The sequence below is a fragment of the Polaribacter tangerinus genome, from assembly GCF_038024095.1.
GTDB classification, from domain to species: domain Bacteria; phylum Bacteroidota; class Bacteroidia; order Flavobacteriales; family Flavobacteriaceae; genus Polaribacter; species Polaribacter tangerinus.
In genome coordinates, this window is record NZ_CP150668.1 from 1,108,277 (window position 1) to 1,123,691 (window position 15,415).

General features: G+C 32.2%; 11 protein-coding genes and 3 tRNA genes. 8 read left to right on the forward strand and 6 right to left on the reverse strand.

Annotation, left to right across the window (positions count from 1 at the left end; translation table 11 throughout):
* Positions 1–59 precede the first annotated feature (59 nt).
* The 3 genes from WHD54_RS04925 (at position 60) to WHD54_RS04935 (ending at position 1,513) form a co-directional block, all read left to right on the forward strand.
* Complete coding sequence (locus WHD54_RS04925; RefSeq protein WP_088324089.1) at positions 60–419, forward strand: cupin domain-containing protein; 360 nt, start codon at positions 60–62, stop codon at positions 417–419.
* 61 nt (positions 420–480) lie between these two features.
* Complete coding sequence (gene rsmI / locus WHD54_RS04930) at positions 481–1,152, forward strand: 16S rRNA (cytidine(1402)-2'-O)-methyltransferase (protein ID WP_088324088.1); 672 nt, start codon at positions 481–483, stop codon at positions 1,150–1,152.
* 19 nt (positions 1,153–1,171) lie between these two features.
* Positions 1,172–1,513 (forward strand): HopJ type III effector protein, encoded by a 342-nt coding sequence (locus tag WHD54_RS04935; protein WP_088324087.1) that lies wholly within the window; start codon positions 1,172–1,174, stop codon positions 1,511–1,513.
* Between the two features lie 218 nt (positions 1,514–1,731).
* On the opposite strand, the gene WHD54_RS04940 is transcribed toward WHD54_RS04935, so the two are convergent.
* Together WHD54_RS04940 and WHD54_RS04945 are read right to left on the reverse strand one after the other, a co-directional pair.
* Entirely contained in the window at positions 1,732–2,334 is a 603-nt protein-coding gene (locus WHD54_RS04940; RefSeq protein ID WP_088324086.1) for a carboxymuconolactone decarboxylase family protein, read from the reverse strand.
* A gap of 4 nt (positions 2,335–2,338) precedes the next feature.
* Positions 2,339–4,435, reverse strand: a complete 2,097-nt coding sequence (locus WHD54_RS04945; RefSeq protein WP_233131000.1) for a T9SS type B sorting domain-containing protein — start codon at positions 4,433–4,435, stop codon at positions 2,339–2,341.
* Between the two features lie 149 nt (positions 4,436–4,584).
* On the opposite strand from WHD54_RS04945, the gene WHD54_RS04950 reads away from it, so the two are divergent.
* Entirely contained in the window at positions 4,585–5,013 is a 429-nt protein-coding gene (locus WHD54_RS04950; RefSeq protein WP_088324084.1) for an OsmC family protein, read from the forward strand.
* Between the two features lie 11 nt (positions 5,014–5,024).
* Positions 5,025–6,722, forward strand: coding sequence for a single-stranded-DNA-specific exonuclease RecJ (recJ, locus tag WHD54_RS04955; RefSeq protein WP_088324083.1), 1,698 nt, complete (start codon positions 5,025–5,027; stop codon positions 6,720–6,722).
* A gap of 28 nt (positions 6,723–6,750) precedes the next feature.
* Here the strand turns inward: recJ and WHD54_RS04960 are convergent, their stop codons facing one another.
* From WHD54_RS04960 to WHD54_RS04970, 3 genes are all read right to left on the reverse strand, one after another.
* Positions 6,751–9,153, reverse strand: coding sequence for a helix-turn-helix domain-containing protein (locus tag WHD54_RS04960; RefSeq protein WP_088324082.1), 2,403 nt, complete (start codon positions 9,151–9,153; stop codon positions 6,751–6,753).
* A gap of 173 nt (positions 9,154–9,326) precedes the next feature.
* Positions 9,327–10,541: a 2-oxoglutarate dehydrogenase complex dihydrolipoyllysine-residue succinyltransferase gene (odhB, locus tag WHD54_RS04965; protein ID WP_088324081.1), complete on the reverse strand. Its 1,215-nt coding sequence runs from the start codon at positions 10,539–10,541 to the stop codon at positions 9,327–9,329.
* Positions 10,542–10,693: 152 nt separating this feature from the next.
* Positions 10,694–13,429 (reverse strand): 2-oxoglutarate dehydrogenase E1 component, encoded by a 2,736-nt coding sequence (locus WHD54_RS04970; RefSeq protein ID WP_088324080.1) that lies wholly within the window; start codon positions 13,427–13,429, stop codon positions 10,694–10,696.
* A 184-nt stretch (positions 13,430–13,613) separates the two neighbouring features.
* Between WHD54_RS04970 and WHD54_RS04975 the strand changes: the two genes are divergently transcribed.
* From WHD54_RS04975 to WHD54_RS04985, 3 genes are all read left to right on the forward strand, one after another.
* A tRNA-Asn gene (locus WHD54_RS04975) sits at positions 13,614–13,687 on the forward strand.
* 21 nt (positions 13,688–13,708) lie between these two features.
* A tRNA-Gly gene (locus WHD54_RS04980) sits at positions 13,709–13,780 on the forward strand.
* Positions 13,781–13,801: 21 nt separating this feature from the next.
* Positions 13,802–13,887, forward strand: a tRNA-Leu gene (locus WHD54_RS04985).
* A 274-nt stretch (positions 13,888–14,161) separates the two neighbouring features.
* Here the strand turns inward: WHD54_RS04985 and WHD54_RS04990 are convergent.
* Positions 14,162–15,298: a helix-turn-helix domain-containing protein gene (locus WHD54_RS04990; protein ID WP_143744260.1), complete on the reverse strand. Its 1,137-nt coding sequence runs from the start codon at positions 15,296–15,298 to the stop codon at positions 14,162–14,164.
* Positions 15,299–15,415 lie beyond the last annotated feature (117 nt).

Below are 15,415 nucleotides of genomic sequence, written 5' to 3' on the forward strand. Positions count from 1 at the left end.
CCATTAAAAAGGATGTCACTACAATCGGTAACGCAAAATAGTTTTGTAAATTTGTATTTATGAGCGTAATTAACATTCAAGAAAAATTCAATTTATTTTCAGACTATTGGTCTCCAAAGAAAATAGGAGAATTAAACGGGCAACAAATACTTTTAGCCAAAATAAAAGGTGAATTTGTTTTTCATAAACACGATGATGAAGACGAACTTTTTATGGTAAAAAAAGGGACTTTAGAAATGCACTTGAGAGATAAAGTAGTTACTATTAAAGAAGGCGAATTTTATATTGTTCCTAAAAAAGTAGAACATAAACCAGTTGCCAAAGAAGAAGTGCATATTTTATTATTTGAACCACTTTCAACAAAACACACTGGCAATATTATGGCAGATATTACAGTAAATGAATACGAATCCATTTAAAAATAAGTAGTAATTTTTACTTCACAAAAAAACTATTGATCTATACACAACACAAAAATTAATGAGTAAATTATATATTGTTCCAACGCCTATTGGCAATTTAGAAGACATTACTTTAAGAGCAATTAAAGTTTTAAAAGAAGTAGATTTTATTTTAGCAGAAGATACTAGAACTAGCGGAAAGTTGTTAAAACACTTCGATATTGAAACCCAAATGCACAGCCATCATATGCACAACGAACATAAGTCTGTGAACGGAATTGTGCAAAGAATTAAAAATGGAGAAACATGCGCATTAATTTCCGATGCCGGAACCCCAGCAATATCAGACCCTGGTTTTTTATTAACCAGAGCTTGTGTAGAAAACAATATAAATGTAGACTGCCTTCCTGGGGCAACTGCATTTGTACCTGCGTTGGTAAACTCTGGCTTACCAAATGATAAGTTTGTATTTGAAGGTTTTTTACCTGTTAAAAAAGGAAGACAAACAAGACTTTTACTTTTATCTGAAGAAAAAAGAACCATGATTTTTTATGAGTCGCCACATAAGTTGGTAAAAACTTTAGGCCATTTTGAAGCATATTTTGGAGAAAAAAGACAAATTTCTGTTTCTAGAGAGCTTACAAAAATGTTTGAAGAAACAATACGTGGTACTACAACAGAAGTGCTAGCACACTATACGGCTAAGCCTCCAAAAGGCGAAATTGTAATTATTGTTGAAGGTAAAAAATAAACCCTTAAAAAGCTAAAAAATGACTATTCATAAATTTATTAAAAAAGTTAAAGCAACTCCACAAATGGTTACCTTTTCAGAAACAATGCAAGTTATTGAAACTAATTACCACTTCACTCCTACAGGCTTTACTAACGGAAAAATAAAAAACAGTGTTGGAGAAAATGCTGGATCTTGTAAGTTATTCGCTTTTGCAAAACTTCAAAAACTAACAAAAGAAGAAACCTTAGCTTGTTTTGGAGAACATTATAAAAGCGTTTTAGAGGATGAAAATGGAGATTCTCATCAAAACATAAGAAATTTTATGAAAACTGGTTTTTACGGATTGTCATTTGACAATGAAGCTTTAGCTTTGAAATAAGGCTATTCTGTTGAATTTTTACGAACTGTATTTCAAAAAGAAACTCTTGTATCGTGCTAACAGAAATGGCTTATAACACAGAAAAAAATTGTTTTTTAGAGAGTGTGTGATGCTTTTAAAAAGTAAGTAAACACCAATACTTAGTTTGGAGGAAATTCCTACCATACTAATTAAAATAATTTGTGTTTTTAAAAAATGTCATAATCGTATTATAAGCTCTAATATTTAGTACCATTATGCTTGCCAACTTCAAAACCATGCTTGCCTAAAAACTGATCTCCACTATCAATAGCTGGGGTTTCTAAGGTAGTTCCCATAGAATCGTTCCACCTATTTAAATAACCAAATAACGAAATTACTCCTAACATCTCTACAATTTCTCCTTCATCCCAATACGTGTATAGTGTATCCTTTATTTTCTTGTCTACTGCATTTGGAACTACAGATGCTGCCAATGAAAAATCTAAAGCAGCTCTCTCGGCCTCAGAAAAAGCAGGATGTGTTTTGTACTCCCAAATATGGTTTAATTGTGCTTCGTTTGCACCATATCGTTCTGCAGCTCTTATGGCGTGTGCCTGACAATATCTACAACCAGCGGCATTACTAGAAACCCATGCAATCATCCTTTTTAATGCAGCCGTTACACGACCTTCATTTGCCATTACAGCTTTGTTTAAATTTATAAATGCTTTTGATATTGCAGGTCGATGCTGCATGGTTAAAACCGAATTCGGACAAAAACCCAAAGTTTCATTAAAAAAAGTAGCTAATTCTTTTGTTTCTAAATCGTGTGATGCATCTAAAGGGTTTACTAATGGCATATTATTATTTTCTTATTAAACTAAAACTTCCTATTTCCTCTGTAGTATTTCCATTGATATCGGTTAATTTTACCTTGTACCAATAGGTATTTGACGGCATTTTTTTCCCTTCATAAGTTCCATTCCAACCTTCGCTATCTATCTGTACTACATGCAATAAAACACCAAATCTATTAAAAATCTGAATTATTGCCTCTGTATAAAAAGAAGTATCGAAACCATTAATTTTCCAAAAATCATTTAAACCATCATTATTTGGAGTAAAAAATAGCGGATAATCAATGATAGAAAAACGATATGAAACAATACCACAACCACCTTTATCTCTTATGTAAAATGTATGAGTTCCAGGAGAAATATTTTCGAAAAAACCATCATTTTTATAAACTCCAAATTCGTCATCTAATGAAAACTCATAAGAACCAACTCCTAAATTGGTGTTCAACAATTTAATAGAATTATTTAGCTGATTACTTGTTATTAAAAAATCGTCTTTCGTTATGGTTGCTATCTCAGAACCAGATACAGTAATTTCTTGAAAATCCGACTCGCATCCTGCCAAAGAAATAGCTTTAACTTTGTAAAGTCCGGTTTCATTAACTGTAATTTCTGTTTCTGTACCTGGCAATAGTGCATTTTCTCTATACCAATAGTAATTGAACTTTCCAGAAGGATTGTTAATTTTTAAAGTTACCTCTCCTTTGTCTTTACATAAAACTACTCTAGGTTCTTCGATAGTAAAACGAGGTATATCAGTATCTAACGTTGCTGTAACAGCAGTTCTATTATCAGAAACACAATTAAAAGAACTTGCTGCAACATAATAAGTAGTGGTAGCAGTTAAGTTTGGAATTTCTAACGTAGTTCCTGTAAAAAAAGGTGTTGTACTACTCAAAGAAGTGTACCAAAAAACACTTCCAGAAGAAGCAAACGCTTTTAAGGTTGCAGCACCAGAACAAACAATATCATTCATTGTATTGGTAATAGTTGGTTTGGTAATAACTTCTACCTCTACAGGAATTCTTGTACTTTTTACACAACCATTAACCGAAGTTGCCACAAAATAAGTTTGTGAAACAGACAAAACTGGTGTTGTAAAATTATTTCCTTTTGCTAGTTCATTTCCTCCGGTAGCTGCATCGTACCAAATAATATCTCCCTCACTAGAAGTTGCCGAAAGGGTTGCCGCACCATTTTGGCATATAGTAGCAGCTGTAGTATTGGTTACTTTTGGTATGTATATACTTGTAGTTGCAGCAATATTTAATGTAGGGTCTCCAGGAGCACCATATTCTACAATATATCCTTTTGGCTTATATAACCCTTCAGAACCTGCATTTGGCAAATCGTTCCAAGCACCTCTTACACCAATAGACGGATCGGTAATATGTGCATAATCTTCTTCTACATTTCCAAAATTATTAGGCTCATTATCGTTCCATTTGGCAAAATTTGGTGTGGTTCCACTTACTTGTCCTATCCAGAAAATAGTACCAGCTTCAGGGCCAGTTACCCATTTCCAAACACCTTCTGTTTCTTCATCAGAACCACCAATCCAGCCAGGGGAAGGTGCTTGCTTTCCTGCAAAATCGGCTTCTACTTCACTTGTTAAAGTAGCTAAATAACCTGTTCTTCCAAAATATGTTCTTGCCTCAGCAGCTACTTTTGCTTGTTTCCAAGAAATACCCTCTGCTGCTACAAACTCATAAAAGTGATCTGTTTCGGGCAAGTAATTTTTATCGTTTATTGTAATTGAAAAAGTTTTATCTGCTATATTTTCGGTTGCAGTGGTTTTAAAAACAACTTCCTTAACAGCGTTTTCTAACGTTAAAAAAGGAATTTCTGAACCCGAAACTATAGCAGAAAGTGTTAACTTACCTTCATTGGCATTCCAAGATTGATTGATATTAGGGAAATTGCCCACCAATTCTAAACTATCGAAACCATTTTGATACCCTTTAGATATTTGAATAAATAATTGAGGAACTCCAACATCATCAGCATCTGAAATTGAAAAGTCAGTTACTATTTTTATGGAACTTCCTGGACAAAAGGGTTGATTTCCACTGGCTGATATTACGACTGGTGCTTCTTGCGACAAAAAAATATTACTATTAAATAAACAGCAAAAGAATATAACGCTAAAAAAGACTGATCTATATTTACTCATTTTAACCTTTAACTTAATAGGGTTTTCTTATTTTTGTAAGAATGCACAATTTAATACATCATTCTTAAAAAACATCAAATATGGACAAAAATAAAACGACTACCGTTTGGACTCAAAAAGAACAATTTGAATCGGACAACCCAAGCGGACATAAATTAACCATGTATGCAACAGCAAATGAGGAAAATAAAGATACCGTCGGTTATGGTCCAAAAGCACTTATGCTATCTTCTTTGGCTGGTTGTTCTGCATTAGATGTTATCTCTTTATTAGAGAAAATGAGAGCAAAACCTAAAGATTTAAAAATAGAGGTTACGGGAGAATTAACAGATGAACATCCAAGATATTATAAAAACGTAAAAGTAGATTATCATTTTTATGGAAATGATTTACAATTAGATAAAATTGAAAAAGCAGTAAACTTATCTGTTACCAAATATTGCGGAGTTATGGAAATGTTTAGACAATTTGCAACGGTAACTACAGAAATTCATCACCATACTAGTTAAAAGAAAATACTATGAGATGGACGCTAAAAAATGCACCAGAAAAAGAAAAAGTAGCAATACTTGCCAGTGAACTTCAAGTAGATACTACCATTGCCAAAATTTTATATCAGCGAAACATCACTACTTTTAATGAAGCTAAAAAATATTTTAGACCCAGCTTAAAGGATATTCACAATCCGTTTTTACTAAAAGACATGGATCTTGCAGTTCAAAGAATAGAAACTGCAATCGCAAACCAAGAAAACATATTAATTTATGGAGATTATGATGTAGATGGAACTACAGCTGTTTCGTTAGTTGCCTCTTATTTAAAAACAATTTATAACAATATTGCAACCTATATTCCAGACAGATATGCCGAAGGTTATGGCATCTCTTTTAAAGGAATTGACTTTGCAGAAGACAACAATTTCTCTTTAATTATTGCGCTAGACTGCGGTATAAAAGCCCTTGAAAAAGTAGCCTATGCTAAAGAAAAAAATATTGATTTTATTATTTGCGACCATCATAAACCAGGAAAAGAATTACCAAGAGCAGTAGCTGTTTTAAATGCTAAAAGAGAAGATTGCAATTACCCTTTCGATGAACTTTGTGGCTGTGGTGTTGGTTTTAAATTAATACAAGCTTTAGGTGTTTCTAGAAACCAAACAATAGAATATTTTGTACCGTATTTAGATTTAGTAGCCACCGCCATTGCGGCTGACATTGTACCTTTAACAGGAGAAAACAGGGCACTTGCGTATTTTGGTTTGCAAGTAATAAATAAAAAACCAAGAAATGGTATTAAAGCGATTATAGAACAAGTTAAAAAAGAGTTTCTAACCATAACAGATGTGGTGTTTATAATTGCTCCAAGAATTAACGCTGCTGGTAGAATAAAGCATGGTAATTATGCCGTCGAATTGCTAACTGAAATGGAACTAGAAGCAGCAAAAGAGTTTGCTAGTGCTATTGAAGTTTTTAATGCTGATAGAAAAAATTTAGATAAAAAAATAACCGCAGAAGCACTTCTTCAAATCAAAGAAAATAACGAAGAAGAACGATTTTCAACTGTTGTATATAAAGAAGATTGGCATAAAGGTGTAATTGGTATTGTTGCTTCTCGTTTGATAGAAAAATATTACAAACCTACTTTAGTATTTACAAAAAGTGGAGATAAACTAGCAGCTTCTGCACGTTCTGTAAATAATTTTGATGTTTATAATGCTTTAGAAGCTTGCAGCGAATATATAGAGCAGTTTGGGGGACATAAATATGCTGCCGGACTCACTTTACTTCCAGAAAATTATAAAAAATTTAAAAATAAGTTTGAAGAGGTAGTCTCTAAAACTCTAGAAAAAGAATCCTTAACTCCAGAAATAGTAATTGATTCTGAATTAGAATTAACAGAGATAACCCCAAAATTTTTCAGAATTATTCAACAAATGGCACCATTTGGTCCGGGTAACTTAAAACCCATTTTTAAATCTACCTGTGTTAGAGATAATGGTTATGGAAAACAAGTAGGAGCAGAAAAAACACATTTAAAGTTGCATATTTTTCAGGGCGATAACAAGGTTACTTTTAATAGTATTGGTTTTAATCTCGGCGACAAAATAGCTTTAATTAAAGATAGCTTCGATATTATTTATGCATTAGATGAAAACGAATGGAATGGCGTAAAATCTATACAGTTATTATTAAAAGATTTAAAATCTACCGGTAAATAATAAATCTATTAGAATAAAAAGCTAATAATTAATTTTCCATAGACAATAAAACCATTTTTAACTCCATATACGTAATATCTGAAGATACTTTTTCTTTTAATGCAGTTAATCCTTTTACTTTGCCTGCTTGCTCAATTTCATTTCGCACTTTTTTATATCTTTTAATATCTATTATTTCTAGTACATCTATATCTCCAGTAACTATATAATTTGCCAAATGATTTTCTATTGTTGCAGGAGTCAATTTTCTTTCTTTTGCAATTTCTTTAATAGATAAACCTGCTGTAAACAACTCGAAAGTTATTTGTTTTGTTGGTTTTTTATCCTCTTTTTTTTGTTCATTAAATTTATTTATTCCATTTTCTTTGCAATAATTTTCTATTACTCCTAAAATTTCATCACCATATTTAGAAACTCTTGTTTTACCCATTCCTGCAATTTTTAATAGTGCAGATGTAGATCTTGGTAAAGCATCGCAAATGGCATATAACGTTTCTTGCGTAAATATTTGAAAATGCGGAATTGCCAATTCTATAGAAATATTATCTCTTAACTCTCGTAATTTTAAAGCTAAAATAGGATCTCTTTTAGAAATAACTTTTTTCTTTTTTGTTGGAACTTGGTTTTGTAAAACAGCCTTTGCTCTTACCTCTAAATACAATTTTGTAGCAAAGCCAGTACTCATTTTTTCTAAGACAAATAACTTTTCTTCTAACTTCTCTTGTAAAGCATCAAAATGTTTTACAAAGTCTGTTTTTACTGTTTTATTGTCTGTAGAAAACTGAATTGCATCTAACGGCTTTTGAATATTACTTTTTGTATTTACTAAAAAATAATCCATTGCTTTTTTAAAACGTTCTTGAACAATTGAACTATTTTCAGGTAATACATTGTCTTGTGCCAAGACTTCTAATTGTTTTTTAAAAGCATTAGAAACTTTCATTAATGCAACAATTCCATCATTTTTTGTAGTTTCTAAATGATCAATTACATCTCCTTTAATACTATTTCTATTTTTGTAATAAATATCTATGAGTCTAGTAATTGGATATAAAAAAGGCTGATAATCTAAAAGTTCTGTTATCAAGTTTAATTGAAATTGTTGCTCAGAAGCAATTAAGATTGCTTCATCTGGATGATTTTCTTCTACACTTTCATTAAAAGTTTTAACAGTTGCATCATTAATAATTGCATCGTTAGAAATTTTTGTTTTCAAAACCAACCCTTCTAAAGAAGTACATCTACTTAAGGCCACATAAGTTTGGCCGTGAGCAAAAGAAGCTTCTGCATCTATTATTGCTTTTTCGAACGTTAAACCCTGACTTTTATGGATGGTTATAGCCCAAGCTAAACGAAGTGGAATTTGAGAAAAAGCACCAATTAAATTTTCTTTAATAGCTTTTGTTTCTTCATTTATAGCGTAACTTATATTGGACCATATTTCTTTTTCTACCTCAATTTCTTCCACATCACCGGTACATTTTACCATTACCGAACTTTTGGTAAAACCTGTAATTATTCCAATTTTACCATTATAATATCTTTTCTCTTGAGAAGAATCATTTTTAACAAAAAGTACTTGTGCTCCAATTTTTAATTCTAAATTTTCTGCATTTGGGTATGCACTCTCACTAAATTTACCTGAAATATCTGCTTTAAAAAAAACACTCTTAGTAGTTAACTTATGTAATTCAGAATTATTAATTAAGTTGGCTCTATTATTATGAGTCGTTAAAGTAATATAACCGTCCTCTTTTGAAGGTGAAAAACTAGGGTTGTATTTTTGATTTAAAATTGCTGCAGATTCTTTACTTAAAGTGTCGGTTCTAACTTCGTTTAATATTTTAATAAAATCTTCATTTTTCTGTCTATAAATATGTTTTAATTCAATAGAAACTACATTTGCAGATTTATAGGACGAAGCACTAAAAAAATATACGGTATTGTAATATTGCTGCAACAAACTCCATTCATTTGGTTTCACAACAGGTGCCAACTGTTGTAAATCTCCAATCATTAATACCTGAGCACCACCAAAAACTTTATCTCTATTTTTATACCTCCGCATTACTTGGTCTATGCCATCTAACAAGTCTGCTCTCACCATAGAAATTTCGTCTATAATTATTAAATCTAACGACTTTATAATATCTATTTTTGTTTTTGAAAACCTACGTTGTTGGTTATTCTGAGGCTGATTGGGAAGTATTGGGCCGAATGGCATTTGAAAAAAAGAGTGAATTGTAACTCCTTTTGCATTGATGGCTGCAACACCAGTTGGGGCTACAATTACCATTCTTTTTTTCGATTCTCTTTTAATTTGGTGTAAAAAAGTAGTTTTACCTGTTCCTGCCTTTCCTGTTATAAAAAGGTTTCTATCGGTTTTTTCAATAAAATTTAAGGCTAATGTAAGTTCAGGATTTTTCGACATTTCTGCTTTTTATTGCAAGATAAACAATAGATGAATTTCAAAAAGAAAAATTACCTATTTTTATACAAATCTGTAACTATATGAAAGCTATATTACCAAAAAAACCTTTCTGGTATTAGAAAGGTTTTTTTGATGTTTTAAAAGTAAAAACAATTTATATCGCTACTTTTTAATTACATTTCTAATGCTTTAGCTGGGTTGTTATCCATTAATAAAGCTACCGGGTTTTCTAAAGCTTCTTTAACCGCTACTAAAAAACCTACAGATTCTCTACCATCAATAATTCTATGGTCATAAGAAAGTGCAACATACATAATAGGCTGTATAACAACTTGCCCGTTCACCGCCATTGGTCGGTTTACAATATTGTGCATTCCTAAAATTCCACTTTGAGGTGGATTTATTATTGGAGTCGATAACATTGAGCCAAAAACACCACCGTTGGTAATGGTAAAAGTTCCTCCTGTCATTTCGTCTACCGTAATTTGGCCATCTCTTGCTCTAATTGCCAAACGTTTTACTTCACTTTCTACTCCTCTAAAAGACAAATTTTCTGCATTTCTAATTACTGGAACCATCAAACCTTTCGGACCAGAAACAGCAATTGAAATGTCTTGAAAATCGTGTTTTACTTGAAAATCTCCATCTATCATAGAATTTACGTCAGGGTACATTTTTAAAGCCCTTACAACTGCCAAGGTAAAGAACGACATAAAGCCTAATCCTACACCATGTTTAGCTTTAAAAGCCTCTTTATACTCATTTCGTAAATCGAAAATTGGCTGCATATTTACTTCGTTAAAAGTAGTTAACATAGCCGTTTCATTTTTTACACTTACTAGTCGCTCGGCAACCTTTCTACGCAACATAGACATTTTCTTACGTTCTGTGCCACGAGTACCATTTGCTGGTTGAGACCCCATAGAAGGTACTGCTTTTACAGCATCTTCTTTTGTAATTCTACCATCTTTTCCTGTTCCTTTAACAGAAGAAGCATCTATCCCCTTTTCTGCTAATACTTTTTTAGCTGCTGGAGAAGCTGCTCCAGTTGCATACGTTGCAGCTGGTGCTTGTTTAGGAGTTTCTTCCTTTTTCTGTTCAACAGGCGCTGCAGCAGTTTTTTCTTGAGAATCTCCAGCTGGTTTTGCAGCACTTGTATCTATCAAACAGACCACTGCACCAACCTCTACCGCATCGCCTTCTTCTGCTTTTAAGGTAATAATTCCGCTTTCTTCTGCAGGCAATTCTAGGGTAGCTTTGTCTGAATCTACCTCTGCAATTGGTTGATCTTTTTCTACATAATCTCCATCTTCAACTAACCAAGTTGCAATTTCTACTTCTGTAATTGATTCTCCTGGAGAAGGAACTTTCATTTCTAAAACACTCATGGTTTCTTATTTTTTAAATGCTATACAAATATAACATCTCTTGTTTATTAGTTTACTTTTTTATTATTTGGGCGTTTAAACAGGCTTTTCACTGTATCTTTTAATGGTGTTTAAACACACATTAAAAGGATGTCGTTTCAATCCTTAACGCATTATTCATTATCGTTAAAAACACTATCTATTACTGCTTTATGACGTTTTTTAAATCGAGTGCTAGAACCTGCTGCTGGTACTGCATAATATTTACGAGAACGTACATTTAATTTTACCAAATCTAATCGCTCAAGCATAAAACTCCACGCACCCATATTTCTTGGTTCTTCTTGTGCCCAAATATAATTCTCTACATTCGGATACCTGTCTATAACTTGTTGTATTTTGTCTAGATGCAATGGAAATAATTGCTCTATACGCACCAAGGCAACATCGTCTCTTTCTAATTGTTCTCTCTCTTCTAATAAATCATAATAGAATTTCCCCATACAGAAAACTAGTTTCTTAACATTTTCTGGTGCTAGAGTGTCGTCTATTACTTCTTGGAACTCTCCTGTTGCCAAATCTTCGATAGAGCTAACAACTTTTGGGTGACGCAACAAACTTTTTGGTGTAAATACTATTAATGGTTTTCTATAATCTCTTTTCATTTGTCTACGTAACAAATGATAAAAATTAGCTGGTGTTGTACAATTGGCAACTGTCATATTATCTACAGCACATAATTGTAAATAACGTTCAATTCTTGCAGATGAATGCTCCGAGCCTTGTCCTTCATATCCATGAGGAAGTAAAACTACTATACCGTTTTGCAATTTCCATTTATCTTCGGCTGCAGAAATATATTGGTCGAACATAATTTGTGCACCGTTAGAAAAATCTCCAAATTGGGCTTCCCAAATAGTTAATGTATTTGGGTTTGCCATAGCATAACCATAGTCGAAACCTAAAACACCATATTCAGACAATAAAGAGTTGTAAATATACATTTGCCCTTTATTGGCAGGATTGGTATTTAATAAGTTAATTCTTTCTTCGGTTAATTCATCTCTAAGAATGGCATGTCGGTGAGAGAACGTACCTCTTTCTACATCTTGCCCAGATATACGAACATTAAAACCTTCTTCCATTAATGAGCCATAAGCAAGATTTTCTGCCATTCCCCAATCTAACTCATTGGTTTCGAATGCCATTTTTGCTCTACCTTGTAAAATACGTTCTGCTTTCCTTAAGAATTTAACACCCTCAGGAACTGTAGAAACTACTTTTGCAATGTTTTTTAAATGATTTGCATCATAACTTGTGTTTACAGGCTCTAACATTGTTTCTAAATCTTCACGTTCAAAACCTTCCCATGTAGACTCCATAAACTCTTTTACTTTCGACTTTTCTACTTTTTTAGATTCATCAAACTCATGCTCTAGCATTTCTTTAAACTCCGTTGTTATTTGAGTTAAGTAATTTTTATCAATACTTCCTTCATTTAACAACTTCTCTGCATATAAATCTTTTACATTTTTATGTTTCGAGATTGTTTTGTATAATTTTGGTTGAGTAAAACGTGGCTCATCACCTTCGTTATGCCCATATTTTCTATACCCTAAGAGATCTATAAAAATATCGGTATGGAAACGCATTCTAAACTCCAAAGCCATTTGCATTGCATGGCAAACCGCCTCAGTGTCATCTGCATTTACGTGTAGTACAGGAGACAAAGTTACTTTACCAACATCTGTACAATAGGTACTAGAACGTGCATCTAAATAATTGGTTGTAAAACCAACCTGATTGTTTACTACTATATGTATGGTTCCGCCTGTTTTGTAGCCATTTAACTTTGCCATTTGAACTACTTCGTAAGCAATTCCTTGTCCGGCAATAGCGGCATCACCATGAATAACTATTGGCAATATCTTACTAGCATCGCCATTATATTTTCTATCAATTTTAGCTCTTGTAATTCCTACGGCAACAGCAGCAACAGTTTCTAGGTGAGATGGATTGGGAACCAAATTCATCTTTATTTCGTTACCATCTCTGTACGTTTTACTTAATGTTAAACCCAAGTGGTATTTTACATCACCATCTATATCTTCATCCTCAAAATCTTTGCCCTCAAACTCACTAAATAAATCTCTTACTGGCTTTTTAAAAATATTAACTAAGGTATTTAAACGACCTCTATGCGCCATTCCTAACACACATTCTTTAACACCAAAGTTTTCTGCAGCTTCTCTTAAAATAACCGCCATACCTGGTATTAGTGTTTCACCACCTTCTAAAGAAAAACGTTTCTGACCTACATATTTAGTTTGTAAAAAACTTTCGAAAGTTACTGCTTGGTTCAATTTACCAAGAATATATTTTTTTGCTTCTACCGAATATTTAGGATGATTGTCGTTGTCATTTAATCGATTTTGCCACCATTTTAGCTTCTCTGGATTTCTCATATACATATATTCTACTCCGATAGAATCACAGTAAATATTTTGTAAATGAGATATGATAGTTGCTAAGGTTACTTTTCCGATACCTAGAACATCACCAGCCGAAAACTCTGTTTCTAAATCGTTTTCTGATAAACCAAAATTATCTAACGCTAGGGTTGGTTGATACTGTCTTCTTTCTCTAACAGGGTTTGTTTTTGTAAATAAGTGTCCTCGAGTTCTGTAGCCGTTAATAAGGTCTACTACTAAAAACTCTTTTTGCACTTCTACAGGCACCTCTATAGAAACCTCATCATCGGTTAAGGAATAATTTTGATTTGCCAAATCGTATCCTTGAAAAAAGCTTCGCCAACTTGGCTCTACAGAATCTGGATTGATTAAATATTGATCGTATAAATCGGCTATAAAACCGGTATGTGCTGCGTTTAAGAACGAGAATTTGTCCATATAATAGTTTGTGCTTTTTAAGATAAGCGTATTATTTAAGCAAAAATACAATATTTGAAATTAATCAAAAACATATTTGTGTTATAAAAAGAGTGAAAAAAAAATATTTTTTTTTAATTTTTATTTGCGGATATCTAAAAAAGATATATATTTGCACTCGCTAAACACAAAAGGTGTTGCAAACTCCTCTTTAGCTCAGTTGGTTAGAGCATCTGACTGTTAATCAGAGGGTCCAAGGTTCGAGTCCTTGAAGAGGAGCAAGTTCATAATACATTGACTGCGAAAGTAGCTCAGGGGTAGAGCATCACCTTGCCAAGGTGAGGGTCGCGGGTTCAAATCCCGTCTTTCGCTCTATTATGAAACGATACCAATGCTGAAGTGGTGGAATTGGTAGACACGCTGGACTTAAAATCCAGTGAGCAGTAATGCTCGTATGGGTTCAAGTCCCATCTTCAGTACTAAACGGGATATATCATTATTTTTTGATATATCCCGTTTTTTATTTCCTCTAAAACCCTTATTAATACTGGAAATTTCAAGTAATATCGGAATGGTATCTGCGGTTCGAACTTTTTATTTTTCAAATTCTAATTTACATTCTATAGACAATATTAAATTGTGATAAAAGCTTTTTTTAACGAGTAAATAACTTTCAGTAAAAAACAAAAAAACTACTTTAAAAACATAGATACTAACTTTTGAAAGCGAAAAAAACATCTACAATAAAAACACTTATTTCTTAGAAAATTTCTGAGTAAAAAATTGTTGTGGAGTCACTTTTAAACGACTTTTAAATACTCTAAAAAAAGTACTTTCAGACTTAAAGCCATACTCCTTAGACAATCCTGTAATCGATTTTTTCTCATAAGCCTCTTTATTTACTTCGGCAATCATATTATTAATTCTAATAGTATTTATAAAATCTCTAAAATTATTGTGAGAAGAAGTATTAATTGCTTCGGTAATATCTTGGGCTTTAACGTTTAATGCATCTGCTAAATCAGCCAATGTTAAATTGGCATCTTTATAAATTTTACTGTCATTAATGCTCGTTTTAATAATAGAAATATCTAATACTGGCTCTTTTACCTCTGTTGGCATATGCTGCAGAACTGTTATAAATAGTTTAGGCCTTAATAATAAATAAATAGAAAGGATAAAGAAAATTAGAGACGTTATTAGAAAAACAATTTCTCTTTGGTAGTTTGAAAAAAAATTATTTTTCCCTATCAAATAAACACCTATATATATAAGTGGTAATAAAATGTAATAAACTGTTTTAAGGGTAAGAAAAACCTTGAGCCAATTATAAATTTTAAGAGCGTTTCTACTCTCATCTGCTAATTCACTACCTTTTTTTCTAAAAATTTGCCAAGAAAGAAAAACATATATCCAAGATTGTATTATTCTTAAAGTAAAAACCATCCATTCTTCTAAAAAACCATTGTAGTCTATAGATACAATATTTTGTAAATTACTGGTTACAGCATTAATTATTTCTTGCTTCTCTTGGGTACCAGTTAAAAAGAAGGGTAGATAATTAATAGTAATAAAAAGCGCTGGTATAAAGTGAAGAAAGTCTTTGCGCAACCAATAATCTTCCTTTTTTATGGTTTTATAAATATAAAAATACCCTAGAACAGGAATTACAAAAGAAATGGGCATGAGTGTTTTAAAAAGGTGAGGCACATAAGAAATAAGGCCATACTTTACCACAAAGAAAAAACCATTAGACAGTACTATCAATATAAAAAAGAGGGCAAGAATTCTTAAGTAAAATTTAGAGCCAGACTTTGAGGAAAAACACAAGTTTACTGCTGTTAAAGTCATAAAAAGTATTCCCGTAAAGTATATAATATCTACTATCATTTGCTATCAAAAACTGTTTTTGATAGTTATACAATTAAAAATAACCATCAATTTCTATTTTATTTGTAGGGACATTCAAAATTAATACAATTTACTAGAAAATTAAGTTTAATCCCC

Excerpts from the sequence above, each read along its gene's own strand:
- recJ (WP_088324083.1), top strand. The coding sequence starts at position 5,025 with ATGAGATGGACGCTAAAAAATGCACCAGAAAAAGAAAAAGTAGCAATA.
- WHD54_RS04970 (WP_088324080.1), bottom strand. The coding sequence starts at position 13,429 with ATGGACAAATTCTCGTTCTTAAACGCAGCACATACCGGTTTTATAGCC.
- rsmI (WP_088324088.1), top strand. The coding sequence starts at position 481 with ATGAGTAAATTATATATTGTTCCAACGCCTATTGGCAATTTAGAAGAC.
- WHD54_RS04935 (WP_088324087.1), top strand. The coding sequence starts at position 1,172 with ATGACTATTCATAAATTTATTAAAAAAGTTAAAGCAACTCCACAAATG.
- odhB (WP_088324081.1), bottom strand. The coding sequence starts at position 10,541 with ATGAGTGTTTTAGAAATGAAAGTTCCTTCTCCAGGAGAATCAATTACA.
- WHD54_RS04950 (WP_088324084.1), top strand. The coding sequence starts at position 4,585 with ATGGACAAAAATAAAACGACTACCGTTTGGACTCAAAAAGAACAATTT.
- WHD54_RS04960 (WP_088324082.1), bottom strand. The coding sequence starts at position 9,153 with ATGTCGAAAAATCCTGAACTTACATTAGCCTTAAATTTTATTGAAAAA.
- WHD54_RS04990 (WP_143744260.1), bottom strand. The coding sequence starts at position 15,298 with ATGATAGTAGATATTATATACTTTACGGGAATACTTTTTATGACTTTA.
- WHD54_RS04940 (WP_088324086.1), bottom strand. The coding sequence starts at position 2,334 with ATGCCATTAGTAAACCCTTTAGATGCATCACACGATTTAGAAACAAAA.
- WHD54_RS04925 (WP_088324089.1), top strand. The coding sequence starts at position 60 with ATGAGCGTAATTAACATTCAAGAAAAATTCAATTTATTTTCAGACTAT.